The sequence below is a fragment of the Frondihabitans cladoniiphilus genome, from assembly GCF_039544345.1.
In the GTDB taxonomy this organism is placed as follows: Bacteria; Actinomycetota; Actinomycetes; order Actinomycetales; family Microbacteriaceae; genus Frondihabitans; species Frondihabitans cladoniiphilus.
In genome coordinates, this window is the sequence record NZ_BAABLM010000001.1 from 228,381 (window position 1) to 251,720 (window position 23,340).

Annotated in this window: 23 protein-coding genes; 16 read left to right on the top strand and 7 right to left on the bottom strand. The window is 69.7% G+C overall.

The genetic code is table 11. The features are described from left to right. Positions 1–16: 16 nt before the first annotated feature. Both ABEA39_RS01075 and ABEA39_RS01080 read right to left on the bottom strand, forming a co-directional pair. Positions 17–1,789, bottom strand: a complete 1,773-nt coding sequence (locus ABEA39_RS01075) for an ABC1 kinase family protein (protein ID WP_345372204.1) — start codon at positions 1,787–1,789, stop codon at positions 17–19. Continuing rightward, on the bottom strand, positions 1,786–2,244 hold the full coding sequence (locus tag ABEA39_RS01080) for a DUF6941 family protein (RefSeq protein WP_345372206.1): 459 nt from the start codon (positions 2,242–2,244) through the stop codon (positions 1,786–1,788). Before ABEA39_RS01080 ends, ABEA39_RS01075 begins: the two co-directional genes overlap by 4 nt. A gap of 82 nt (positions 2,245–2,326) precedes the next feature. Here ABEA39_RS01080 and ABEA39_RS01085 point away from each other — a divergent pair, with 82 nt between their 5' ends. After that, the gene (locus tag ABEA39_RS01085) at positions 2,327–2,920 is read left to right on the top strand and encodes a gamma carbonic anhydrase family protein (RefSeq protein ID WP_345372208.1); all 594 of its coding nucleotides are present in this window, start codon (positions 2,327–2,329) and stop codon (positions 2,918–2,920) included. Here ABEA39_RS01085 and ABEA39_RS01090 read toward each other — a convergent pair. After that, positions 2,917–4,476: an amino acid permease gene (locus tag ABEA39_RS01090; RefSeq protein ID WP_345372211.1), complete on the bottom strand. Its 1,560-nt coding sequence runs from the start codon at positions 4,474–4,476 to the stop codon at positions 2,917–2,919. The two genes, ABEA39_RS01085 and ABEA39_RS01090, sit on opposite strands and share 4 nt — an antisense overlap. 71 nt (positions 4,477–4,547) lie before the next feature. Here ABEA39_RS01090 and ABEA39_RS01095 point away from each other — a divergent pair, with 71 nt between their 5' ends. Further along, positions 4,548–4,784, top strand: coding sequence for a hypothetical protein (locus tag ABEA39_RS01095; protein ID WP_345372215.1), 237 nt, complete (start codon positions 4,548–4,550; stop codon positions 4,782–4,784). Then, entirely contained in the window at positions 4,781–6,181 is a 1,401-nt protein-coding gene (locus ABEA39_RS01100; protein WP_345372218.1) for a mechanosensitive ion channel domain-containing protein, read from the top strand. The genes ABEA39_RS01095 and ABEA39_RS01100 overlap by 4 nt, the downstream gene beginning before the upstream one ends. Before the next feature lie 6 nt (positions 6,182–6,187). Here ABEA39_RS01100 and ABEA39_RS01105 read toward each other — a convergent pair whose 3' ends face one another. Continuing rightward, complete coding sequence (locus ABEA39_RS01105) at positions 6,188–6,379, bottom strand: hypothetical protein (protein ID WP_345372220.1); 192 nt, start codon at positions 6,377–6,379, stop codon at positions 6,188–6,190. Positions 6,380–6,522: 143 nt separating this feature from the next. Between ABEA39_RS01105 and ABEA39_RS01110 the strand changes: the two genes are divergently transcribed. Both ABEA39_RS01110 and ABEA39_RS01115 read left to right on the top strand, forming a co-directional pair. Beyond that, positions 6,523–7,356, top strand: a complete 834-nt coding sequence (locus ABEA39_RS01110; protein WP_345372222.1) for a glycoside hydrolase family 16 protein — start codon at positions 6,523–6,525, stop codon at positions 7,354–7,356. Positions 7,357–7,407: 51 nt separating this feature from the next. Next, positions 7,408–8,562 (top strand): SLC13 family permease, encoded by a 1,155-nt coding sequence (locus ABEA39_RS01115; protein WP_345372224.1) that lies wholly within the window; start codon positions 7,408–7,410, stop codon positions 8,560–8,562. 30 nt (positions 8,563–8,592) lie between these two features. Here ABEA39_RS01115 and ABEA39_RS01120 read toward each other — a convergent pair whose 3' ends face one another. Together ABEA39_RS01120 and ABEA39_RS01125 are read right to left on the bottom strand one after the other, a co-directional pair. Then, on the bottom strand, positions 8,593–9,426 hold the full coding sequence (locus ABEA39_RS01120) for a sugar phosphate isomerase/epimerase family protein (RefSeq protein WP_345372226.1): 834 nt from the start codon (positions 9,424–9,426) through the stop codon (positions 8,593–8,595). 120 nt (positions 9,427–9,546) lie between these two features. Continuing rightward, positions 9,547–10,515, bottom strand: a complete 969-nt coding sequence (locus tag ABEA39_RS01125) for a magnesium transporter CorA family protein (protein ID WP_345372229.1) — start codon at positions 10,513–10,515, stop codon at positions 9,547–9,549. Between ABEA39_RS01125 and ABEA39_RS01130 the strand changes: the two genes are divergently transcribed. The 3 genes from ABEA39_RS01130 (at position 10,514) to otsB (ending at position 13,844) form a co-directional block, all read left to right on the top strand. Next, on the top strand, positions 10,514–11,341 hold the full coding sequence (locus ABEA39_RS01130; RefSeq protein ID WP_425556884.1) for a fructosamine kinase family protein: 828 nt from the start codon (positions 10,514–10,516) through the stop codon (positions 11,339–11,341). The genes ABEA39_RS01125 and ABEA39_RS01130 overlap by 2 nt on opposite strands. A gap of 137 nt (positions 11,342–11,478) precedes the next feature. After that, on the top strand, positions 11,479–13,059 hold the full coding sequence (locus ABEA39_RS01135) for an alpha,alpha-trehalose-phosphate synthase (UDP-forming) (protein WP_345372235.1): 1,581 nt from the start codon (positions 11,479–11,481) through the stop codon (positions 13,057–13,059). Next, entirely contained in the window at positions 13,056–13,844 is a 789-nt protein-coding gene (otsB, locus tag ABEA39_RS01140) for a trehalose-phosphatase (protein WP_345372238.1), read from the top strand. Before ABEA39_RS01135 ends, otsB begins: the two co-directional genes overlap by 4 nt. A 102-nt stretch (positions 13,845–13,946) precedes the next feature. On the opposite strand, the gene ABEA39_RS01145 is transcribed toward otsB, so the two are convergent. Continuing rightward, the gene (locus ABEA39_RS01145) at positions 13,947–14,522 is read right to left on the bottom strand and encodes a DinB family protein (protein ID WP_345372240.1); all 576 of its coding nucleotides are present in this window, start codon (positions 14,520–14,522) and stop codon (positions 13,947–13,949) included. A gap of 47 nt (positions 14,523–14,569) precedes the next feature. Here ABEA39_RS01145 and ABEA39_RS01150 point away from each other — a divergent pair, with 47 nt between their 5' ends. From ABEA39_RS01150 to ABEA39_RS01185, 8 genes are all read left to right on the top strand, one after another. Then, on the top strand, positions 14,570–15,529 hold the full coding sequence (locus tag ABEA39_RS01150; RefSeq protein ID WP_345372242.1) for a hypothetical protein: 960 nt from the start codon (positions 14,570–14,572) through the stop codon (positions 15,527–15,529). Between the two features lie 113 nt (positions 15,530–15,642). Further along, positions 15,643–17,355, top strand: a complete 1,713-nt coding sequence (gene ilvD / locus ABEA39_RS01155; protein ID WP_345372244.1) for a dihydroxy-acid dehydratase — start codon at positions 15,643–15,645, stop codon at positions 17,353–17,355. 105 nt (positions 17,356–17,460) lie between these two features. Next, the gene (locus ABEA39_RS01160; RefSeq protein WP_345372246.1) at positions 17,461–19,323 is read left to right on the top strand and encodes an acetolactate synthase large subunit; all 1,863 of its coding nucleotides are present in this window, start codon (positions 17,461–17,463) and stop codon (positions 19,321–19,323) included. Then, entirely contained in the window at positions 19,320–19,826 is a 507-nt protein-coding gene (gene ilvN / locus ABEA39_RS01165) for an acetolactate synthase small subunit (protein WP_123504973.1), read from the top strand. The genes ABEA39_RS01160 and ilvN overlap by 4 nt, the downstream gene beginning before the upstream one ends. Before the next feature lie 51 nt (positions 19,827–19,877). After that, complete coding sequence (gene ilvC / locus ABEA39_RS01170) at positions 19,878–20,903, top strand: ketol-acid reductoisomerase (protein WP_345372254.1); 1,026 nt, start codon at positions 19,878–19,880, stop codon at positions 20,901–20,903. Positions 20,904–21,018: 115 nt separating this feature from the next. Further along, on the top strand, positions 21,019–22,209 hold the full coding sequence (locus ABEA39_RS01175; protein WP_345372258.1) for a mannitol-1-phosphate 5-dehydrogenase: 1,191 nt from the start codon (positions 21,019–21,021) through the stop codon (positions 22,207–22,209). Continuing rightward, positions 22,206–22,682, top strand: coding sequence for a hypothetical protein (locus ABEA39_RS01180; RefSeq protein WP_345372261.1), 477 nt, complete (start codon positions 22,206–22,208; stop codon positions 22,680–22,682). The genes ABEA39_RS01175 and ABEA39_RS01180 overlap by 4 nt, the downstream gene beginning before the upstream one ends. Further along, positions 22,679–23,134, top strand: a complete 456-nt coding sequence (locus ABEA39_RS01185; protein WP_345372263.1) for a hypothetical protein — start codon at positions 22,679–22,681, stop codon at positions 23,132–23,134. The genes ABEA39_RS01180 and ABEA39_RS01185 overlap by 4 nt, the downstream gene beginning before the upstream one ends. Positions 23,135–23,340 lie beyond the last annotated feature (206 nt).

The window sequence follows — 23,340 nt, forward strand, 5'->3', positions numbered from 1 at the left end:
GACGGGCTCAGAACAGCTAGCGCCGCCGCCGCCCCACCAGCGCGTCGACGGCCGCGGCGGCGAAGAGCACCAGCGCCGCGATGCCGAGCACGGCGCCGACGGGCCCGACCCCCAGGGCACCCGATCGGACCGGGGGAGCCGCGGTCAGCAGCACCAGCGAGAACACTCCGGCGACGACGCCGACGAAGACGAGGAGGCCCTGCCGGATCAACCCCATGAGCAGGCGCCGGTCGCGGTGGTCGGCGAGCAGACGGATGTTGACGTTGAGGGTGCCGTTCTCGAGCGCCGACCCGATGCGGTCGACCCGGCGGGGGAGTCGTCGGAGCCCCGGGACGAGGCCGAGCAGCTCGCTCTGCAGCATGCTCGTCACGTTGGCCATCGAGCGCTGGTCGCGGATCTGCTCGGAGGCCAGCGTGCGCGACTCCTCGAGCAGGTCGAACGACGGCACCGTGGTGCGCAGCGTGCCCTCGAGGATCGCCAGCGCTCGGGCGGCGGCGACGAACTCGGCCGGGATGGTCATGCCGTACTTGCCGATGACCTCCACCAGGCCGTCGACGCTGTCGACGCTGACCCGGGCGCCCGGCCCGAGCTCGTAGGTGATGAAGAGGCTGATGTCGCGGCGGAACGAGCGCTCGTCGGCGCCCTCGGCCAGCGGAGCCAGCGACAGCAGCCCGTCGGCGATGCGCTGGTTGTCGGACTGCAGATAGGCGATCAGGAGGTCTTGGATCGTGGTGCGCAATTCGGAGTCGAGCCGCCCGACCGAGCCGAAGTCGACCAGGGCCGGACTGCCGTCGGGCAGCAGCATGATGTTTCCGGGGTGGAGGTCGGCGTGATAGAAACCGTCGAGCACCATTTGCTGGAGGAACGCCCGCAGCACGGCCCGCATCGTCGGCAGCAGCTCGCGGTGCTCGCCCGAGTGGGTCTCGTTCCAGGTGCTGAGGGTCTGCCCCTTCAAGAACTCCATCACGATCACGCGGTCGGTCGAGAGCGACTCGTAGAGCTCGGGCAGGCGGAGCGCCTCGATGGGGGATCCCGGTGTCTGGCGCGCCGCGATCGCTCGGAGGGCGGCGAGGTTGCGGGCCTCGAGGCGGAAGTCGAGTTGGCGCACGAGGTCGGCGCCGTACTGCTTGGCGATCTCCGCCAACCCGATGGCGTGCGCCCGCGGCACCGTGCGGTCGACGGTCAGGGCGACCCGGAGGGCAATGCCGACGTCGCGCCGCACCTCGGGCACGATGCCCGGACGCAGCACCTTGACAGCCACGTCTTCGCCGGTGAGCAGCGTGGCGCGGTGCACCTGGCCGAGCGAGGCCGCGGCGAGGGGCTCTTCGTCGAACGAGGCGAAGGCGGCGTCGAGAGGGCCGCCGAACTCGTCCTCGAGCATGGCCCGCACCGACTCCCACGGGGCGGGCTTCACGCGCTGCTGAAGCAGCGACAGCTCGGCCACGAACTCGGGCGGCAGGATGTCGTCGCGGGTGGAGAACAGCTGCCCCATCTTGACGAAGGCGCCACCCGCCTCCTCGAGCGCGAGGCGCAGACCGCGGGCCTGGACGCGCCGAGCCTCCGACCCGGACGGCGACGTGCCGAGGTCGAGCTTGCCGGGCGGCAGGACCCCGTGCTTGCGGCCGATGCGCACGAGCTCGGCGAACCGACGCCCCTGCCCGAGAAGCGACGTCTTGGGCGGAGGCGTGGCACGGACACCGCCGCGAGGAGGGGTGACGATCGGTGCGGGCTCGCCGGGTTCGAGAGCGGGGGATGCCCGCCCCGCTCGGTCTTCGCGGGTGTCGGTCACACCGGCTCCTGCACGGCCACTCGCAGCGGCAGTCTCGACGCGACCTCGCCGTCGACCTCGATCACCCAGGAGTAGCCGCCGGGCACCGGGAAGACGGCGTTGTTCACGTTGACGGAGAACGGGACGAGCTGCGGCGTGCCCGGGATGAGCAGCGGCGGCCTTTGCGCCTGGAAGCGCGTGGCCCAGGCGAGCATCGGCTGTTGCCCGTCGTCGCCGCCGCCGGTCGGCCCGAGCGGGACGGCGACGCCGTCTTCGGTCTCGAGGTGGACGCGGAGTTCGTGCTGGACCTCGGTGTCGGTCCATTCGACGTGGACCATGATGCCGAGCGCGACCCTCGGGAAGACGAACGGGAAGCCCGGGGCGACCAGGAGGTCCCATCCGATGCCGAGCGCGTAGATCTTGCCGTTGACCGTGTCGGCGGAGTCGGCGAGGAACGCCGTGACTTCGAGAGGCATGACCCGACTCTAGGACGCACCCCTGACAGCCCGTCCCGAGCAGTTCCTCGCCGGCCCGGCCGTCCCGTGCCAGCATGGCCGCATGAGCCCTGACGCCGTCGTCCTTCCCTTCGGGGGCCACACCCCCTCCGTCTCCGAGACCTCCTGGGTCGCACCCGGCGCCACTCTGGTCGGGCAGGTCACGCTCGCCGATGGGGCGAGCGTCTTCTACGGCGCCGTGGTCCGTGCCGACGCCGACGCGATCGTCGTCGGCGAGGACAGCAACGTCCAGGACAACGTGTCGATTCATGCCGACTCCGGGGTGCCGACGACGATCGGCAGGCGTGTGAGCATCGGCCACAATGCCGTCCTGCATGGCTGCACCGTCGAAGACGACTGCCTGATCGGCATGTCGGCGACGGTGCTGAACGGTGCGGTCATCGGCCGGGGCTCCCTGGTCGCGGCGGGGACCGTGGTGCTGGAGGGCACGGTAGTGCCTCCGGGATCGCTCGTGGCGGGCATCCCCGGCAAGGTCCGTCGTGCCTTGGTCGACCTCGAGATCGACGGGATCCGCCGCAACGCCGAGCACTACACGGAGCTGCGCAAGCAGCATCGCGCGGCCTGGTCCGAGGCCGGGGCGCCGAACGTGTCGGACGCCCCGGCCTTCAGCCTGGACTCGGAGTCCGACCGCCCCTAGCGGTCGCCTTTCTCGTCTCGCGGGACCTGGCCGGACGGGTCGCGACCCGTGACAGGGAACGGGCCGGTGATGCCCTCGCGGATGTTCGCGATCGACAGGATCCGGTCGCGCTGCAGGAACCAGCCGAGGACCAGCAGCGGGATGATGATGATCAGCGACGCCACGGTCAGGCTGCCGATCGGCCAGTCGATGGCCATCAGCACCAGCACGACGGCGAGGAAGGCCAGCGTGACCCAGCTCGTGTAGGGCGCCCCGGGCATGCGGAAGGTCGGGGCCTTCGCCTTGCCGTCGCGGACGAACTGCCGGAACTTCATCTGGCAGAGGATGATCGTGCCCCACGCCGTGATGATGCCGAGGGCCGAGACGTTCAGCACGATCTCGAAGGCCTGGTCGGGCACGATCGCGTTGAGGCCCACGCCGAGCAGGGTGATCGCGGTCGTGAGGAGGATCCCGCCGTAGGGGACCCCGCCCTTCGACATCACGGTGGTGAACTTCGGAGCCGAGCCATTCATACCCATCGAATGCAGCACCCGGCCGGTCGAGTAGAGGCCGGCGTTGAGGCTGGAGAGCGCCGCGGTGAGCACGACGAAGTTCATGATCGTGCCGGCGATGTCGCCGACCTGCGGGTTGCCGAGGCTCGAGAAGAACGTCACGAACGGGCTGGTGCCGGCCTTGTACGCGGTGTACGGCAGCAGCAGCGACAGGAGCACGAGCGAGCCCACGTAGAAGACGGCGATGCGGATGATCACCGTGTTGATCGCGCGGGGCACGACCTTCTCGGGGTTCTGGGTCTCGCCCGACGCCGTGCCGACGAGCTCGATCGCGGCGTACGCGAAGACCACGCCCGTGACGACGAGGACCGACGGCAGGACGCCCTTCGGGAAGATGCCGCCATGGGAGCTGATGATCGAGAAGCCCGTCCGGACCGTCTCGCCGTCGTGGGTCACCGGGAACGCGGCCGCCAGCCACACGATGCCGATGACCAGGAAGACGACGAGGGCCGTCACCTTGATCAGGGCGAACCAGAACTCCATCTCGCCGAAGACCTTGACGGCCAGCAAATTGAGGGTGAGGACCACCGCGAGCGCGCACAGGGCCAGGAGCCACTGCGGGGCCGAGGTGAACGCGCTCCAGAACTTCAGATAGAGCGCGACGGCGGTCGTGTCGACGATGGCCGTCATCGCCCAGTTCAGGAAGTACATCCACCCGGCGGCGTAGGCGAACTTCTCGCCGAAGAACTCGCGAGCGTAGGAGATGAACGAACCGGACGAGGGGCGGTGGAGCACGAGCTCGCCGAGGGCCCGGAGGATGAAGAACGCGAAGACGCCGCAGATCGCGAAGACGATCGCGAGCGACGGACCGGCGGAGGCGAGGCGCCCTCCGGCGCCGAGGAACAGGCCGGTTCCGATGGCGCCGCCGATGGCGATCATCTGGAGCTGGCGCGGCTTCAGGCCTTTCTGGAAGCCGTCCTGCTCATGGCTGAAATCCTGGGCGACGTACTCGGAGTCGTCTGGCTTGCCGGGGGCGCTCGCGCCCCCCGTTGTGGGGGTCGTCATCCGGGAACGCTACCTGTGAACCACCTCCGTGCGCCAGTCCGCACTTAGGCGGCCCGAATACCGTGGTGGGCGTGACACTCGATCCACCAGAAGTCCTCCGCCACAATGCCGAAGTCGTGACGAGCATCCTCTCCGACGTTCTCACCCGGGTCTCGACCCCGGGCCACGTCCTCGGATTCATCCAGACCGACGGCGACGAATTCGTCGCTCTGAAGGGCAATCACGTGACCAGTGCCGAAGTAGTGGGCCGCTATTCGACCTACGGACTCGCCCTCGAGGCCGTCCGCCTGCGAAAGCGCAGCCTGTGACGGCGGCCTGGCTGCAGCCGGTCATCGCGGTGGCGGCGGCGGTCGTCATCGCCTTCGTCGTCTCCGCCGTCGTCGGCCTCGTCTTCCGGGCCGTCGCGAGACGCGAGGCGTGGGCCGGCAGGCTCATCCTCCGGGTGCGGCGGCCCTTCCGCATCACCCTCCTCGTGCTGCTGGTCTGGATCGGCTTCGAGCAGGCCATGACGAACGTGGCTCCGCACGGCTACGACGGCCAGTCGATCGTGAACCAGGCGTTCCGCTGCGCCCTGATCGTCGTGGTCGCCTGGCTGATCGGCGCGATGGCGATCTTCTTCGAAGACCTGGGGCTCGCGCGCTACCGCCTCGACCAGCCCGACAACCGGGTCGCGAGGCGGCTCCGCACGCAGGTGCTGATCATCCGCCGGCTCACGATCGCCGTGATCGTGATCATCGCGGGAGGCTCGGTGCTGCTCGGATTCCCGGGCGTGCAGGCCGTGGGTGCGAGTGTCCTCGCCAGTGCCGGCATCGCCTCGGTCGTTGCCGCGCTCGCCGCCCAATCCACTCTGGCCAACGTCTTCGCGGGCATCCAACTCGCCTTCAGCGACGCCCTCCGGGTGGACGACGTCGTCGTCGTCGAGACGCAGTGGGGGCGCATCGAGGAGATCACGCTGTCGTACGTCGTCGTGCACATCTGGGACGACCGCCGCATGGTGCTGCCCTCGACCTACTTCACCACGACGCCGTTCGAGAACTGGACGCGGCGGAACTCCGAGCTCCTCGGGTCGGTCGACTTCGACCTCGACTGGCGGGTGACCGCGGGCGAGATGCGCGCCGAACTCGATCGCATCCTCGACGGCGCCGACCTCTGGGACGGCCGCGTGAAGGTGCTCCAGGTGACCGACGCCGTGGGCGGCTACGTGCACATCCGCATCCTCGTGTCGGCGCTGGACGCCGGAGCGCTCTTCGACCTGCGCTGCCTGGTGCGGGAGGAGATGATCGTCTGGCTGCACGAGCACAGCCCGCAGTCCATCCCACGGACCCGGGTTCAGATGGTCGAGCCCGAGAAGGCCTCGACGACCCGCCGAGGTCCGTCGACCGCCGGGGCTTCGGCCCTCTTCACCGGCGACGACGCGGACGCCGAGCGAGCGGCGCTCTTCACCTCGGCCATCCCGATCGTGACGGCGAACCCGGACGAGGATCCGGGCCGGACGGCGACGCGCCCCATCCCGACGCAGCAGGCCACTCAGCCGTTGCGGACCCAGCAGGCGCCGGCGAGGCCTGCGCCCGTCGACCGCGCCGGCGATGGCATGCCGGGAGGGCCGAGCGTCGGCAACCCGGCGGGGCCCTCCGTCGGCAACCCTTCCGGCCCGACGACAGGACGCCCCGACGGCGAACCGTCGGGGCGTCCTGATCGGGGCTGAGAGCGACTACTCGTCGGCGGCCTCGACCGCACGGGCGTTGTCGACGACATTGCCGATCGCGATGGCGGTCGACGCGGCCCAGCTGAGCCAGAGGAGCGCGAGACGCCAGTCGCGGGGGCCGCTCCGGGTGGCCTTGAGGGCGCTGAAGCCGCTGAAGGCCGCGCTGATGATGGCGCCGTTGAAAAGGAATTTACGCAACAGGTCTCCTCGAAGTGTTTTCCTGAACGGTACTCGCCTCGCGGGGAGGAACGCCGCAGCCGATGCCGTCATCCCCAGCAGACGACCCTGTCGTCCCCCATTCAGGGGTCAAGTAACGATTCGATCTCGGTTAGGGTCGTCCAATGCGACTCCACAGAAGAGCCACACTCGTCCTCGCAACAACCCTCTCGATCGTCGGAGTCACCGCAGCCGCGGGCGCCTCCGCACCTGCACCGGCCGAAGCGGCCACCTCCACCGCCATCCCCACCGGGTCCGTCACCTCGAACGGCCACACCTGGACTCCGGTCGTCTCCCGGGACTTCACGACCAACGCCGCTCTCGGGTCGTTCACGAACGTGTACGGCGCGGCGCAGGCGGGCTACTCCAACCTCCGCGACACGTCCGGCAAGGGGCTCTACTCCCCGGCCAAGGTCCTCTCGGCGCAGAACGGCAACCTCGACTACTACCTCCACACCGCGAGCGGGCAGCCCCTCGTCGCCGCGTACATGCCGAACGGCTACACCGGCCAGACCTATGGGCGGTACGCGGTCCGCCTCCAGGCCGACAACCTGCCGGGCTACAAGGTGGCCTTCAACCTCTGGCCGACCTCCAACAACTGGAACCAGGGCGAGATCGACTGGCCCGACGGGGGGATCAACGGCCCCGTGTTCCCGGCTTCTGCAATCGCCGGCAGCTACAACTCCTCCACCGGCTCCATGTCGTTCGACAAGCCTCCGACTTCGGCCGCGCCCACCATGGGCACCGGCTGGCACGACTACGTGATCGAGTGGAGCCCCGGGCACGTTCGCTGGTACTTCGACGGCACGCTCGTCGGGCAGACGACGAACCCCAGTGGAGTGCCGACGCAGCCCCTGCGCTGGACCCTCCAGGCCGAGACCAACCTCGAGGGCAAGACCGTGGCCGCCTCCACCGCCGGTCACCTGCGGGTCGCCTGGGCCGTTCAGTACAAATACTGACCCGAGTCCGATGACGGGCACAGGACCCGCCGACCCACTACTGTTCCGACAGTGAAAACAGCAGTGATCGGCGGGTTCCTCGCCGTCGTCGGCATCGTCGCCGCATTCCTCGGCATCCTCACCCCGGATGCTCTCGTGGCGTTGCTCGACCGGGTCGCTCCGGTCCTCGGCTTCGTCGTCGGCCTCACGATCGTGGCCGACCTCTCCGCCGAAGCCGGCCTCTTCTCCTGGCTCGCGGGCGTCGCCGCTCGGTTCTCCCTCGGCCGCGTCTGGGTGCTCTGGCTCCTGGTGGTCGTGCTGGCGCTGCTCTGCACGGTCTTCCTCTCGCTCGACACGACCGCGGTGCTGCTGACGCCGGTCGTGGTGCTCGTGGCCCGGAGGGTGGGGGCATCCCCCCTGCCGTTCGCCCTGACGACCGTCTGGCTCGCGAACTGCGCGTCGTTGTTCCTGCCGGTCTCGAACCTCACGAACCTCTTGGCCGTGCATGCACTCGGCTCCCCGGCGCCGCTCACGTACGCGGCCCTCGTGCTGCCGGCGGCCGTCGTCTGCGCGCTGGTGCCCGTCGTCGCCGTGGGTATCCGCTACCGGCACGAGCTCGCGGCCCGGTTCCCCGCGGCGTCGGTCGAGGCGGCGCCCGATCGGACCCTCTTCCTGGTCTCCGCGATCGTCGTGGTGCTACTGGTGCCGGCGCTCGTGTCCGGTGTCGAGGTGTGGATCCCCGCGGCGATCGGCGCGGCCGTCCTCGTCGTGGCGTTCGCGATCAAGCGTCGATCGGCCCTGCGCATCGGGTTGGTGCCGTGGGGCACGCTGCTCTTCGCCGCCGGCCTCTTCCTCGTCGTGGCCGCCGCGCAGGCCCTCGGCCTCGCCCAGCTGATCGGCAGCGCCGTCGGAACGGGCACCTCGTTCGGCGACCTGCTGCGCCTCTCCGGCGGCGCCGCGCTCTCCGCCAACGTGGTGAACAACCTGCCGGCCTACCTGGCTCTCGAACCCGTCGGCGGATCGTCGGTGCGGATCATCGCGATCCTCATCGGCGTCAACGTCGGCTGCATCGTCACGCCGTGGGCGTCGCTCGCGACGCTGCTCTGGCACGGTCGGCTGCAGGCGCTCGACGTGCACGTGCCGTGGGGGCGCTACGCGCTGGCCGGCCTCGGGCTCGTCGTCGTGATGCTGCCGCTGTCGATCCTGCTGCTGTCGCTCGCCCCGTAGCCCGGCGCTGGAACGAAGGGCCGTACCGAGCTACGCCGCGCGCTCGGCCGGACGCATCGCCGCACCGCTCGCCAAGGCGGCCCGGGCGTAGTCGAGGGTCTCGGTCAGCATGGCGAGCCGTGCATCCTCGCTCGCCTTCTTGGTGTTGACCTCGGCCACGATCGAGCCGCACCAGGCGCGGGCGGCCAGTTCGCGCAGGACCGCCGCGACCGGCTCGGCACCCCGCCCGGGAACGAGGTGCTCGTCGAAGATGCCGCCGGCGTTCTCGCCGTCGCTGGAGGCCCTCGACCCGTCGCAGAGGTGCACGTGGCGCAGCCGGGTGTCGAGTGCCCGCGCCAGCTCGAGCGAGTCCCGCCCCGACAGAGACGCGTGCGAGAAGTCGAGCGTGGCGGCGGCGCAGTCCATCGTGCTCGGGTCCCACCCCGGGGCGTACGCCTTCATGGTGCGGCCGCCGATCCGCCACGGGAACATGTTCTCCACCGCGATCGTCACGCCGTAGCGCTCGCTCACTCCGGCCACGATGTCGAGGAACCGTTCGGCATACGCGCCCTGCCAGCGGAACGGGGGATGCGCGACCACCGTGGGTGCGCCGGTCGCCACCGCCAGCTCCGCCGTCCGCTCGAGCTTCACCCGCGGATCCCGTCCCCAGACGAAGTGGGTGAGCAGCAGGACCGGCGCATGCACGGAGAGGATCGGCTGCCCGTGCTCCCGGGACAGCTCGCCCAGCCGTCGGGCGCTGTGGGTGGAGGCGTCGTTGGTCACCATGACCTCGACGCCGTCGTAGTCGATCTCGGCCGCCAGGCGGAACGCGGGTTCGAGACCGGAGGGGTAGACGCAGGACGTGCTCATGCCGACGCTGATCATGGCAGCGACGCTAGACGTCGGCTGTGGACACGCCGTGAACGCCGCGTTGCCGCGGGGTCGCGGTTCGCTGACGGGTTGGGACGGGCATCCCGCGGGCCCGGTGGTCTTCGGGAACCCGAGCTAGAGCCAGTCGCGCTTCTTGAACGAGAAGTAGAGCACCACCGAGGCGATCACGATGACGATGCACGACACCACGAACCCCGGCCAGGTCGAGTAGCCCGGGAAGGGCACGTTCTGGCCGAAGAACCCGGTCACGGCCGTCGGCACCGCGATGATCGCGGCCCAGCTCGTGACCTTCTTCATGACGAGGTTCATCCGGTTGCCCTGGATGCTGAGGTTGGTGTCGAGGATGGTCGAGACCAGGTCGCGGAGCGAGTCCGTCTGCTCGGTGACGCGCAGCACGTGGTCGTAGACGTCCTGGTAGTAAGGCCCCATGCCCTTCGTCGTGTTCATGTCGTCGCGGCGGAGGAGCGTGTTCAGCACCTCGCGCATCGGCGTGACCACCCGTCGCAGCTGCACGAGGCTGCGGCGGAGCGCGAACGAGCGGCGCTGCACGTCGAGCGTCTGCGGCTTCGGGTCGAACATCCCGTCTTCCAGGCCGTCGATCTCGCCGTCGAGGCCGTCGGCGCAGACGTACTGGCGGTCGACGATCGAGTCGAGCAGACCCCAGAGCAGGTACGGGATGCCGTGCGAGACGAGGTCCTTGTTGTCGTCCCAGTGCTTCGAGACGACGCCGATGTCGAAGTCCTCGCCGTGGATCGTGACGAGCGCCCGGTGCGTGATGAACGCCTTCACCTCGGCGCTCGTCAGGTCGCCGGAGTCGGCGTCGAACGTGGTGTCGTAGACGGTGGCGAACAGGAACCGGTCGTAGCGGTCGATCTTCGAGCGCTGGCCGGGCACGAGGGCGTCCTCGATGGCGAGCTCGTGCAGGTCGAGCTCGTCGCCGACCTTCTCCAGGTCTTCGCGCGTCGGCGACTCGAAGTCGGCCCAGACGAAGCAGTCGCCGTTGGCCAGATAGTCGCTGATGTCGTCGAGAGGGAAGTCTTCGCCGACGATCTTTCCGTCGCGATAGGCGCGTGTGCGGGGCATGAGGGGGATCGTATCCCGGCGAGCCCCGGCGGAGACCGAGGGGCACGATGGACCGGTGAGCCACGTCAAGACGAACCCCGAGGCCCCCGACCGTTTCTTCGAGGCAGAGGCCGCCGGGCTCCGGTGGCTGGCCGACGCCGAACCGACCGGGGGAGTGCGCGTCGTGCGGGTCGACGCCGTGGCCCCGGGCCGCATCGACCTCGAGGCCATCACCGAGACGCGGCCGACCGTCGAGGCCGCCCGGGCGTTCGGCGCCGCCCTCGCAGCGACGCACGCCGCCGGAGCCGAGGCGTTCGGAGCACCGCCGTCGGGGTGGAACGGCCCCACCTACATCGGCCGGCGTCCCCAGGCGACGCGGCCCCGAGCCTCCTGGGGCGCCTTCTACGCGGAGCAACGCGTGCGACCGTTCGTCGACATCGCGGCAGTGGCCGGCACCGTGACCGACCGAGAGCGGGGGATCCTCGACTCCCTGTGCGACGAGATCGCGGCCGGCCGGTTCGACGACGACGCCCGGCCCGCTCGGTTGCACGGCGATCTCTGGGCCGGGAACGTCCTGTTCTCGCCGTCCGGCGTGGTGCTCATCGACCCGGCCGCGCACGGCGGGCACCCCGAGACCGACCTCGCCATGCTCGCGCTCTTCGGGTGCCCCTTCCTCGACGACGTACTCTCCGCCTACGACGCGGCCGCGCCGCTTCGAGAGGGGTGGGAGGCGCGGGTGCCGTTGCACCAGCTGCATCCGCTGGCCGTGCACGCGGCGGGGCACGGTCGCAGCTACGGGGTGGCGCTGGCCCGGGCCGCGGAGGCCACACTGCGGCTGCCGGACTGACCGGCGGCACGTTCCGAACGACCCGGCCCCGAGCATCCTGGACGACATCCGTCCCTGATCGGCGGGCCGTACCCCGCTGATAGCCTGAGATCCCCGGACGAACCTGACCCGGGGAGACGAGCGGAGCAACCCCGGCCATGACAGACACCTCTGACCCGAAGACCTACCCGTTCGTGGTCGTCTCCAACCGCCTTCCCGTCGACCACACGATCGACGAGAACGGCGACGTCAAGTGGGAGCACTCGCCCGGCGGTCTCGTCACCGCCCTCGAGCCCGTCATGCGCTCGAACGAGGGCGCCTGGGTCGGCTGGGCCGGCCAGCCCGACCTCGACGTCGACCCGTTCGAGAACGACGGCATCACGATCGTCCCGGTCCCGCTGAGCGCCGAAGAGGTGCAGCGCTACTACGAGGGCTTCAGCAACGACACGCTCTGGCCGCTCTACCACGACGTCATCTCGCCGCCCACCTACCACCGCGTCTGGTGGGAGGCCTACGTGGCCGTCAACCGCCGGTTCGCCGAGAAGTCCGCCTCCGTCGCGGCCGAGGGCGGCGTGGTCTGGGTGCAGGACTACCAGCTCCAGCTCGTCCCGAAGATGCTCCGCGAACTCCGCCCCGACCTCACCATCGGATTCTTCGACCACATCCCGTTCCCCCCGCTCGGCATCTTCTCGCAGCTGCCCTGGCGCGAGGCGATCCTCGAGGGCCTCCTCGGGGCCGACGTGATCGGCTTCCAGCGCGCCGACGACGCCTCCAACTTCTCGCGCGCCGTGCGACACCTCCTCGGCTACAGCACGACGCGCCCCTATATCGAGGTGCCCGTCGACGACGAGTCGGCACCGCGCTCGCGGCGGGGCAAGACCGTCCGTCGCGTCCTCGCCAAGCAGTTCCCGATCTCCATCGACTCGGCCGACTGGGAGTCGCTGTCGCGCCGCCCCGACATCCAGGCCCGTGCCCGCGAGATCCGCGAGGGGCTCGGCAACCCGAAGACCGTGATCCTCGGCGTCGACCGGCTCGACTACACCAAGGGCATCCGCCACCGCATGAAGGCGTTCGGCGAACTCCTCTCCGACGGGCGGCTGAGCGTCGAGGACGCCACGCTCGTCCAGGTCGCCTCGCCCAGCCGTGAGCGGGTCGAGGCCTACATGGCCCTCCGCGACGAGATCGAGCTGACCGTCGGCCGCATCAACGGCGACTACGCCACGATGAGCCACACCGCCATCAGCTACCACCACCACGGTTACCCGCGCGAAGAGATGGTGGCCCTCTACCTGGCCGCCGACATCATGCTGGTCACGGCTCTCCGCGACGGTATGAACCTCGTCGCGAAAGAGTACGTGGCCGTGCGGCACGACAACGACGGGGTGCTCATCCTCTCCGAGTTCGCCGGGGCCGCCGACGAGCTCCGCAGCGCCCTGCTGGTCAACCCGCACGACATCGGCGGGCTGAAGAACACGATCATGCGAGCGATCTCCATGCCGAAACGCGATCGCGTGACGAGGATGCGCGCCCTACGCCGGCGTGTGCTCGACAACGACGTGGCCCGCTGGTCCGCCAAGTTCCTGCAGGCCCTCGAAGACGTGCGCCCGGGTTCGAGCATCAGCGCCATCGCCTCGACTTCCACGACGACGGGGGAGAAGGCGGAATCCCCCGCCTCGACCCGTGCGGCCGCGTCGTCGGACGCCGACGAGGCCAACGAGGGCACGGAGGGCGCCGCATGACGAGCGTCGACCCGTCCATCGCTCTCTCCGACGCTCTCGGAGTGATCGCGACGACCCCCACGCTCCTCGTCGCCCTCGACTTCGACGGCACCCTCGCACCCGAGGTCGACCAGCCCGGTGCCGCGCGCGCCCTCCCCGACGCGCAGGCCGCGCTGCTCCGGCTCGTCGACCAGCCGGGCACCTCGGTCGCGCTGGTCTCCGGGCGCGCCCTCGCCAGTCTGCAGGAGGTCTCGGAGGCCCCCGCGAGCTTCCTCCTGGTCGGCTCGCACGGAGTCGAGTACCGCGTCGGCGGTTCCACCGAGGTCTCCCTGTCCGACGACGAACTCGCGCTGCGGCGCACGGTCGAGACGATCCTCCACGAGGCCTCGGCTCCCTACGACTCCGTGATCGTCGAGGAGAAGCCGGCCGGGTTCGCCCTCCACACCCGCCTGGCCGACGAGGCCACCACGACGGCGGTCCAGGCCGAGGTCCGCCGCCGCATCGCTGTGGAGGCGCCCGGCGTCACCGAACGTCTCGGCAAGAACGTGCTCGAGTACTCGGTCAAGTCGGCGTCCAAGGGCGATGCGCTCGACCGCCTCCGCGAGCTGACCGGGGCGACGGCCGTGTTCTTCGCCGGCGACGACGTGACCGACGAGGACGGCTTCCGCGCTCTCGGCGACTCCGACTTCGGCCTCAAGTGCGGTCGCGGCGAGACGGCGGCCCGATTCCGGGTGGATGCCCCCGCCGACGTCGCCCACGTGCTCGAAGACCTCGCCGAGCTCCGCGCCCACCTCGGACGGGCCTAGCCCGGCGGGCGCGCGACGCTCGAACACACTCGCCCGGCACGAACACCCCTCCTAGGCGGCAGGTTCACTCCGCTGACATGTGTTCGAGCCGACGGCGACCGCTCAGCCGGCCGCGCGAGCCGCCCGCTCGATGCGCGCCCGGTACGCCGCCCACTCCTCGGCACTCCGTGACGGGATGTTGGGATCCCCGCGGCCGTTGCCGATGGACTCGTCGATCAGCTCGCGCACGATGTCGGCGTGGCCGGCATGGCGGGCGGTCTCGGCGATCATGTGAGCGAGGATCCGCCCGAGCGTGACGTCGCGCCGGTCGACCGGCCACCAGGGCACGACCCCGGGGGAGTCGAGGTCGAGGGCGTCGATCGTGGCATCGCTGTGCTCGGCCGAGAAGCGGTGGAACTCCACGATCGAGGCCCGGGACTCGGACTCGGGCGCCCAGAGGTCGTCGTCGTCCGCCGCTCCCTCGGCGAGCCAGACCGGCGTCACCGGCGAGGGCCGATCGAAGACCTCGCCGAAGTAGCCGAGCTGCGTGCTGGCGACGTGCTTGACGAGCCCGAGGAGGTTGGTGCCGGTGGGCGTCAGGGGTCGACGCGCGTCGTATTCGGAGAGGCCGTCCAGCTTCGCCAGAAGGTCGTCTCGCCGCACGCGGAGGTAGTCATGGAGAACCGTCTTGAGATCCATGCTGCGAGTGTGCCCCACAGGGCCGACATCGGGGTTACTCTCCCTTCATGACCGGCGTCGGGGAGACGAGCGGGCACCACCCTCCGGGGCCCGCGGCGGATGCACGGCGCCGCGAACTCGAAGCCCTCCTCTTCGACGGCGGCACTCCCACCGCCGCCGAGATCGACGAGTTCCGGCGTCTGACGGCGAGCCCGGGCATCCCCCTCTCGTCTCCGCTCGGCGCGGCGGAGGTCGAGGCGGCGACGGCACCGGACGTGCCTTCCCCCGCTCCGTCCGCGCCGGGTTCGTCTTCGTCGCAGGGTCCCTCCGCTCCGGGTCCGTCTGCGTCGCAGGGTCCGTCCGCTCCGGCGTCGACCCGCGACCGCCGGGGGAGGCGGCTGCTCGCCGTGGGCGCCCTCGTGGTCGCGGCGGGTCTCGTCGGCGCAGCGGTCGCCGGTCTCGTGCCGCATCAGGAGACGACGGCCGCGCACGGCACCGCCTTCCAGGACCTCTCGGGCGTCAGCCCGGCCTCGCCGTCGAAAGGCGGCAAGACCGTGACGGTGGACACCGCCAGCGGAGCGGTCGTGTCGTCGTCCGCTGCCGCCGCTACCTCGACGGCCGCCGCCTCCGCCGCGGCCGCTGCAGCGCTCGGCATCGAGGCGGAGCAGGTCGGAGCACGGTACTTCGCGGCCGCGCAGGCCGAGGGCGACCAGCCGGCGGTGCTCGTGCCCGGGATCGACCCCACCAGCACGCGGCGCGTCCTGGCCGAGTGGGGGCAGGCCGAGGGCGAGGCCAAGGTCTGGATCGGCCGCGGAGACGATCACTCGTTCTGCCTCGTCATGAGCGAGGGGGCGAGCGTCGCGAGCTCGTGCACCGCTCGCGATCAGGTGCTCGCCAGCGGAGTCCGCCTCGACATCGCCACGGGCGACGGCTCGGTGTCGACCACCTGGAACCTCACCGCCGGGCTTCTCGAGATGACGCCGAGCCCAGCCGGGGCCTCCGTCTCGTCGACATCGCCCACCCCCTGACGGCTTGCCGTCCGGGCAGCGCTTCGTAACACGGCGTAAGGACTCCTCCCGCTTATCCACAGGTCGTGCTGGGGCGTCCGGGCCGGCCCGGCGCAGCGCCTAAACTGAGCGGCATGCCTGAGATCCTCAATGAGAACGGCGTCGACATCAAGCCTCGTAGCAGAGACGTGACCGATGGCGTCGAAGCAACCACCTCCCGGGGCATGCTCCGGGCCGTCGGAATGGGTGACGCCGACTGGAGCAAGCCGCAGATCGGCATCGCCTCCAGCTGGAACGAGATCACGCCCTGCAACCTGTCGCTCGACCGCCTCGCGCAGGGCGCCAAGGAAGGCGTCCACTCCGGCGGCGGCTACCCGCTGCAGTTCGGCACGATCTCGGTCTCCGACGGCATCGCCATGGGCCACGAGGGCATGCACTTCTCCCTCGTCTCGCGCGAGGTCATCGCCGACAGCGTCGAGACCGTCATGATGGCCGAGCGCCTCGACGGGTCGGTCCTCCTCGCCGGCTGCGACAAGTCGCTGCCCGGCATGCTCATGGCCGCCGCCCGCCTCGACCTCGCCAGCGTGTTCCTCTACGCCGGCAGCGTCGCCCCGGGCTGGGTCAAGCTGTCCGACGGCACCGAGAAGAACGTCACCATCATCGACTCGTTCGAGGCGGTCGGCGCCGCCAAGGCCGGCACCATCAGCGACGAAGACCTCCACGCCATCGAGTGCGCCATCGTCCCGGGCGAAGGCGCCTGCGGCGGCATGTACACCGCCAACACGATGGCCAGCGTGGCCGAGGCCCTCGGCATGAGCCTCCCCGGCTCGGCTTCGCCGCCCTCCGCCGACCGCCGCCGCGACTATTTCGCCCACCGCTCGGGCGAGGCCGTCGTCAACATGCTCCGCCACGGCATCACGGCACGTCAGATCCTGACGAAGAAGGCGTTCGAGAACGCCATCGCCGTCGCAATGGCCTTCGGCGGCTCGACGAACGTCGTCCTCCACCTCCTCGCCATCGCCTACGAGGCCGAGGTCGACCTCACGATCGACGACTTCAACCGCATCGGCGACAAGGTGCCGCACATCGGCGACCTCAAGCCCTTCGGCGAGTACGTCATGAACGACGTGGACCGGCACGGCGGCGTCCCCGTGGTCATGAAGGCGCTGCTCGACGCGGGCCTGCTGCACGGCGACTGCCTGACCGTCACCGGCAAGACCGTCGCCGAGAACCTCGCCGAGATCAAGCCCAAGGCTCTCGACGGCAAGGTCCTCCGCACGCTCGACAACCCCATCCACCCCACCGGCGGCCTCACCGTGCTCAGCGGCACGTTCGCGCCCGAAGGCGCGGTCGTCAAGACGGCCGGCTTCGACGCCGACGTCTTCGAGGGCCCGGCCAAGGTGTTCGAACGCGAGCGCTCGGCGATGGACGCCCTCACCGACGGCACCATCGAGAAGGGCGACGTCGTCATCATCCGCTACGAGGGCCCCAAGGGCGGCCCCGGCATGCGCGAGATGCTCGCCATCACGGCGGCCATCAAGGGCGCGGGGCTCGGCAAAGATGTACTACTCTTGACGGACGGCAGATTCTCAGGCGGCACAACCGGCCTGTGCATCGGCCACATAGCACCCGAAGCAGTCGACGCAGGTCCGATTGCGTTCGTGCGCGATGGTGATCTGATTCGGGTCGATATCGCTGCTCGCTCGATCGACCTACTCGTCGATCCGGCAGAGCTTGACGCTCGCCGTGACGGCTGGGCCCCGCTGCCCCCCGTGTACACCCGCGGTGTCCTGGCAAAGTACGCCCGCCAGGTCCGCTCGGCAGCGGAAGGTGCCGTGACCTACTGAGAGGCTCCGCCTCCTAGCATCACGGCTCCGACCGACAGGCGGGTGGGCCCCTCACGGCGGCCCTTTCATCAGACAACTCATCACCATTCGGAGAAGACGGCACCGATGCCTCCAGAGTCCACCCCCCTGCCCAGCGCCCCGCCGCGTCCGCGGTCGAACGCACCCGAGATCCTCACCGGTTCCGGGGCGATCCTCCGCTCCCTCGAGAAGCTCGGTGTCACCGACGTCTTCGGCCTCCCCGGCGGCGCGATCATCCCGTTCTACGACGAGCTGATGGCGTCCACCACCATCCGTCACATCCTGGTCCGACACGAGCAGGGCGCCGGCCATGCGGCCGAGGGCTATGCGGCCGCATCCGGCAAGGTCGGCGTCGCGATCGCGACGTCGGGCCCTGGCGCGACGAACCTCGTCACGGCCATCGCCGACGCCTACATGGACAGCGTCCCGCTGCTCGCCATCACGGGGCAGGTCTTCTCGACGCTGATGGGCACCGACGCCTTCCAGGAGGCCGACATCGTCGGCATCACGATGCCGATCACGAAGCACTCGTTCCTCGTGACCAAGCCGGAAGACATCCCCGCCACGTTGGCCGCGGCCTACCAGATCGCCTCCACCGGTCGTCCGGGCCCCGTGCTCGTCGACATCACCAAAGACGCTCAGCAGAACAGCGCCCCGTTCGTCTGGCCCGACAGCGTCGAGCTGCCCGGCTACCGGCCGGTCACCAAGGCCCACGGCAAGCAGATCACCGCGGCCGCGCAGCTGCTCTCCGAATCGCGTCGCCCCGTGTTCTACGTCGGCGGCGGCGTCATCCGCGCCGGGGCCTCGAAAGAGCTTCTCGCTCTCGCCGAGGCCACCGGTGCTCCGGTCGTCACGACGCTGATGGCCCGTGGCGCGTTCCCCGACACCCACCCCCAGCACCTCGGCATGCCCGGCATGCACGGCACGGTTCCGGCGGTGCTCGGTCTGCAGGAGAGCGACCTCATCATCGCGCTGGGCGCTCGATTCGACGACCGCGTGACCGGCAAGGCCGAGCTGTTCGCGCCCGACGCCAAGGTCGTGCACGTCGACATCGATCCCGCCGAGATCTCGAAGATCCGCATCGCCGACGTTCCCATCGTGGGCGACGCCCGCGAGGTCGTGATCGACCTGACCGCGGCCTACGCCGACGTGACAGCGGGCGGCAAGCCCGATCTCACCGACTGGTGGGCGCGTCTCGACGGCCTCCGCGCCGAGTTCCCGCTCGGCTACAGCGAGCCCGACGACGGCCTCCTCTCGCCGCAGCACGTGATCCAGCGCATCGGCGAGCTCACGGGGCCGGAGGCGGTCTACGCGTCCGGCGTCGGGCAGCACCAGATGTGGGCCGCGCAGTTCATCAAATACGAGCGCCCGCACTCCTGGCTCAACTCCGGCGGTGCCGGCACGATGGGCTACTCCGTGCCCGCGGCCATGGGGGCGAAGGTCGGCCAGCCCGATCGCGTCGTCTGGGCGATCGACGGCGACGGCTGCTTCCAGATGACCAACCAGGAGCTCGCCACCTGCGTCATCAACGACATCCCGATCAAGGTCGCGATCATCAACAACTCGTCGCTCGGCATGGTGCGCCAGTGGCAGACGCTGTTCTACGAGGGTCGCCACTCGTTCACCGACCTCAACACCGGGCACGAGACCCGCATGGTGCCCGACTTCGTCAAGCTGGCCGACGCCTACGGTGCCTTGGGCATCCGCGTCCGCAAAGAGGACGAGATCGACGCGGCCATCAAGCTCGCCCTCGAGACGAACGATCGTCCGGTCGTCATCGACTTCGTCGTGAGCCGTGACGCCATGGTGTGGCCGATGGTGCCGCAGGGCGTCAGCAACTCCCTCATCCAGCACGCCCGCGAGCTCGCTCCGGAGTGGGACGACGAAGCGCCCGGCACGAGTGCCACCGACACCACCCGCGACGGCGACATGACCGGAGAGCACGCATGAGCCACGTCCTGTCCCTGCTGGTCGAAGACAAGCCGGGTCTGCTGACCCGCGTCGCCGGACTCTTCGCCCGCCGCGGCTTCAACATCGAGAGCCTGGCCGTCGGCAAGAGCGAGATCCCCGGGCTCAGCCGCATCACGGTCGTCGTCGACGTCGAAGAGCTCCCGCTCGAGCAGGTCACCAAGCAGCTCAACAAGCTGATCAACGTGATCAAGATCGTCGAACTCGACTACTCGCAGTCCGTGCAGCGCGAGCACATGCTGATCAAGGTGCGGGTCGACAACACGTCCCGCTCCCAGGTCCTCGAAGCCGTCAACCTCTTCCGGGCGAGCGTCGTCGACGTGTCCACCGACGCTCTCGTCATCGAGGTCACCGGCGACACGGGCAAGACCACCGCGCTGCTCCGGGTCCTCGAGCCCTACGGCATCAAGGAGATCTCGCAGTCGGGCCTCCTGGCCATCGGCCGCGGGGCCAAGTCCATCACCGACCGCGTCTTCAAGAACTGACCCCACCACTTCACGCACCACGTACGACCACCAACAAGGAGAACCACTCACGTGACTGAAATCGCTTACGACAAAGACGCCGACCTGTCGATCATCCAGGGCAAGAAGGTCGCCGTCATCGGCTACGGCTCGCAGGGCCACGCCCACGCGCTGAACCTCCGCGACTCCGGCGTCGAGGTCGTCATCGGTCTCAAGCCCGACTCGAAGAGCCGTGTCAAGGCCGAAGAGGCCGGCTTCACCGTGCACACGCCGGCCGACGCGTCCGCCTGGGCCGACGTCATCGTCATCCTCGCTCCCGACCAGGTCCAGCGCATCGTCTACCGCGACGACATCGCCCCGAACCTCCAGGCCGGCAACGCGCTCGTCTTCGGTCACGGCTTCAACATCCGCTTCGGCTACATCGAGGCCCCCTCGGGCGTCGACGTCATCCTCGTCGCCCCCAAGGGCCCCGGTCACACCGTCCGTCGCGAATTCGAGGCCGGCCGTGGCGTCCCCGTCACCGTGGCCGTCGAGGTCAACGGCACCGGCTCCGCCTGGGACCTGGCCTGGTCCTACTCCAAGGGCATCGGCGGCCTTCGCGCCGGCGGCATCAAGACGACCTTCACCGAAGAGACCGAGACCGACCTCTTCGGCGAGCAGGCGGTCCTCTGCGGTGGCACGTCGCAGCTCATCCAGTACGGCTTCGAGACCCTCACCGAGGCCGGCTACCAGCCCGAGATCGCCTACTTTGAGGTGCTCCACGAGCTCAAGCTGATCGTCGACCTGATCTGGGAGGGCGGCCTCGCCAAGCAGCGCTGGTCCGTCTCCGACACGGCCGAGTACGGCGACTACGTCTCCGGCCCGCGCGTCATCACGCCCGACGTGAAAGACAACATGAAGGCCGTCCTGGCGGACATCCAGTCGGGTGCCTTCGCCAAGCGCTTCATCGACGACCAGGACGCCGGAGCACCCGAGTTCAAGGCCCTTCGCGCCAAGGCCGAGCAGCACCCGATCGAGGCCACGGGCCACGACCTCCGTGCGCTCTTCGCCTGGAAGCAGCAGGACGCCGACTACGTCGACGGCAGCGCCGCCCGCTGAATCGCCGCACTGCACTGATCGCTGCACTGGCTGCAACATCACGGAAGGGTCTCGCCTCGCCCGCGAGGCCCTTCCGTGTCACGGGCCCCACACGCACGTCTGGCATGATCGAGGGATGGCTTTGAGCAAGAAGGCGGTCCATTTCGGGGCCGGCAACATCGGCCGAGGCTTCGTCGGGCAGTTCTTGAGCGCGTCGGGGTACGAGGTCGTGTTCGCCGACGTCGACGACGCCGTCGTGTCCGCGCTCCACGAGCAGGGTGCTTATCGCGTGCACGAGATCGGCGGCGACTCCCGGGTCCTCGAGGTCTCCGGTTACCGGGCCCTCAACAACCGCCGTCAGCTCGACGAGGTGGTCGCCGAGATCGCCACCGCCGACATCGTCACGACGTCCGTCGGGCCTCGTGTCCTCCCGTCGCTCGCTCCGGCACTCGCGGCCGGCCTCGCCCTCCGAGCCGGCGATCGCGATCCTCTCGTCGTCATCGCCTGCGAGACCGCGATCAACGCCTCCGGCACTCTCGGCTCGATCGTGCGGGCGACCGACGACGGCGTCAACGCGATCTGGGCCGATTGCGCGATCGACCGCATCGTCCCCGAGCAGTCGCCAGGTCTCGACGTCACCATCGAGTCGTTCTTCGAATGGCTGGTCGAGAGCGGCCCCTTCGACGGCCGCCTCGCGCTCCCCGAGATCCACGGCGTCACTTGGGTTGACGACCTCGCTCCCTTCATCGAGCGCAAGCTCTTCACGGTCAACACTGCGCACGCCACGGCCGCCTACCTCGGCTACACCCGTCACCTCGACAGCGTCCGCGAGTCGCTCGAAGACCCCGAGGTCCACGCGGTGGTGGCCGGCGTCCTCGCCGAGACCAAATCACTCCTCGTCGCGAAGTACGGCCTCGATCCCGACGAGCAGCAGGCCTACATCGAGAAGAACCTCGAGCGCATCTCCAACCCGCACCTGCCCGACACCACCGGTCGAGTCGGTCGCAATCCGCTCAGCAAGATCAGCCGCCACGAGCGTCTCGTCGGTCCCGCCGCGCAACTGGCCGAACGCGGGCTCCCGAGCGACCATCTCGTCCTCGCCGTGCGTGCGGCTCTCGACTTCGACGTGACCGACGACGTCGAGAGCCGCGAGCTCCAGTCGCTGCTGCGCTCGGGCGTCGGCGCCCCGCTGCTCACGCAGACCCTCACGGGCATCTACCCCGAGCATCCCCTGTTCCCGGCCCTCCTCGCCGTGTTCACCGACAAGCTGGCGTCCCTCAAGGCGGAGGCTTCCGCCCGCAAGACCCCGAGGCCGGTGAGCGCATGAGCGTCGATTCGGGCCGCGACGAGGCCGGCGTCGGCACCTCCGACGACGACGACGAGGCCCTCAGCTGGGGCGAGTCGAGCGACAAGAGCTACGTCGAGGGGCCGGTCGTCGAGCGCACGGGCTGGGTTCCCGACCAGGGCCTCGAAGACGACGACGGCGACGACGACGAACTGCCCGAGGGTGTCATGAGCTCGACGATGCTCGTGGTCCACGGCGTCTTCGGCGCCATCTTCCTGCTCTTCGCGGTGGCCTGGCTCAAGTCGATCTCGAACGTGGCCCCGTCGTTCGCCAGCCCTCTCGCCGACTGGATGTGGCGGATCGGCACCTGGTTCGCCGTCGCGAGCCCCGTCATCTGGTTCCTCGCGACCGTGTACCTGGTCCCGGTCGCGAAGCCGAGCCGCCGCTTCGTCTGGTTCGTCGTCGGCGTGGTCGTCCTGATCCCGTGGCCCTTCCTGATCGGAGCGAGCGCATGAGCACGAGCGACGCGACACCCGGCCTCGAAGACGAGCCTCTCGAGACGCAGGGGCCCGAGGCGGAAGGCCCCGACTCCTTCGACGGCGAGGGCGCGGTCGAGCATCCCGCGGGCCCTCGCGCCGTGGCGGTCCTGCTGCTCGTGGCCGGCGTGATCTTCGCCTGGAGCATCTACGCCGCCGTCGGCAACCTCACGCAGGTGCCCGCGCAGTTCGACGCCTATCGCGACTTCGTCACGAAGGGCGGTGCGCCCGAACTCGCCAAGACCACGCCCTGGCCGGCTCTCATCGCGGTGCTCCTGGTGCCCGTCGTCGGCTACCTCGTCGCCCTCCGCCTCGGTCGGGGTCGCAGCCTGCGCGTGCGCCTCGTGTCGTTCGCTCTGACCTACGCGGCCGTCTGCGCCTTGACGGTCAGCCTCACCGCCTACGTGTTCAAGGTGTCGTCCCTGCTCTGAGGCGGCTCCTGCTCGGCCGGCGCCGTGATCGCGTCGAGCGGCGGTGAATATGGTCCGGCGTTCCTGCGCAAATTCTGCTGATTCACAGCTTCGAGCCTGCAGAGGCCGCCTGGGGCCGAGAGCGTGGGATGCCCGCCGATAGTGTGAGAAGACCTTGCGTCGTCCGCCGCGGGGGTTCCCATCACCTGCTCTCCCACTCCGAAAGG

Excerpts from the sequence above, each read along its gene's own strand:
- ilvN (WP_123504973.1), top strand. The coding sequence starts at position 19,320 with ATGAGCCACGTCCTGTCCCTGCTGGTCGAAGACAAGCCGGGTCTGCTG.
- ABEA39_RS01160 (WP_345372246.1), top strand. The coding sequence starts at position 17,461 with ATGCCTCCAGAGTCCACCCCCCTGCCCAGCGCCCCGCCGCGTCCGCGG.
- ABEA39_RS01125 (WP_345372229.1), bottom strand. The coding sequence starts at position 10,515 with ATGCCCCGCACACGCGCCTATCGCGACGGAAAGATCGTCGGCGAAGAC.
- ABEA39_RS01150 (WP_345372242.1), top strand. The coding sequence starts at position 14,570 with ATGACCGGCGTCGGGGAGACGAGCGGGCACCACCCTCCGGGGCCCGCG.
- ABEA39_RS01085 (WP_345372208.1), top strand. The coding sequence starts at position 2,327 with ATGAGCCCTGACGCCGTCGTCCTTCCCTTCGGGGGCCACACCCCCTCC.
- ABEA39_RS01120 (WP_345372226.1), bottom strand. The coding sequence starts at position 9,426 with ATGATCAGCGTCGGCATGAGCACGTCCTGCGTCTACCCCTCCGGTCTC.
- ABEA39_RS01090 (WP_345372211.1), bottom strand. The coding sequence starts at position 4,476 with ATGACGACCCCCACAACGGGGGGCGCGAGCGCCCCCGGCAAGCCAGAC.
- ABEA39_RS01130 (WP_425556884.1), top strand. The coding sequence starts at position 10,514 with ATGAGGGGGATCGTATCCCGGCGAGCCCCGGCGGAGACCGAGGGGCAC.
- ABEA39_RS01145 (WP_345372240.1), bottom strand. The coding sequence starts at position 14,522 with ATGGATCTCAAGACGGTTCTCCATGACTACCTCCGCGTGCGGCGAGAC.
- otsB (WP_345372238.1), top strand. The coding sequence starts at position 13,056 with ATGACGAGCGTCGACCCGTCCATCGCTCTCTCCGACGCTCTCGGAGTG.
- ABEA39_RS01080 (WP_345372206.1), bottom strand. The coding sequence starts at position 2,244 with ATGCCTCTCGAAGTCACGGCGTTCCTCGCCGACTCCGCCGACACGGTC.
- ilvD (WP_345372244.1), top strand. The coding sequence starts at position 15,643 with ATGCCTGAGATCCTCAATGAGAACGGCGTCGACATCAAGCCTCGTAGC.
- ABEA39_RS01185 (WP_345372263.1), top strand. The coding sequence starts at position 22,679 with ATGAGCACGAGCGACGCGACACCCGGCCTCGAAGACGAGCCTCTCGAG.
- ABEA39_RS01175 (WP_345372258.1), top strand. The coding sequence starts at position 21,019 with ATGGCTTTGAGCAAGAAGGCGGTCCATTTCGGGGCCGGCAACATCGGC.
- ABEA39_RS01180 (WP_345372261.1), top strand. The coding sequence starts at position 22,206 with ATGAGCGTCGATTCGGGCCGCGACGAGGCCGGCGTCGGCACCTCCGAC.
- ABEA39_RS01110 (WP_345372222.1), top strand. The coding sequence starts at position 6,523 with ATGCGACTCCACAGAAGAGCCACACTCGTCCTCGCAACAACCCTCTCG.
- ABEA39_RS01135 (WP_345372235.1), top strand. The coding sequence starts at position 11,479 with ATGACAGACACCTCTGACCCGAAGACCTACCCGTTCGTGGTCGTCTCC.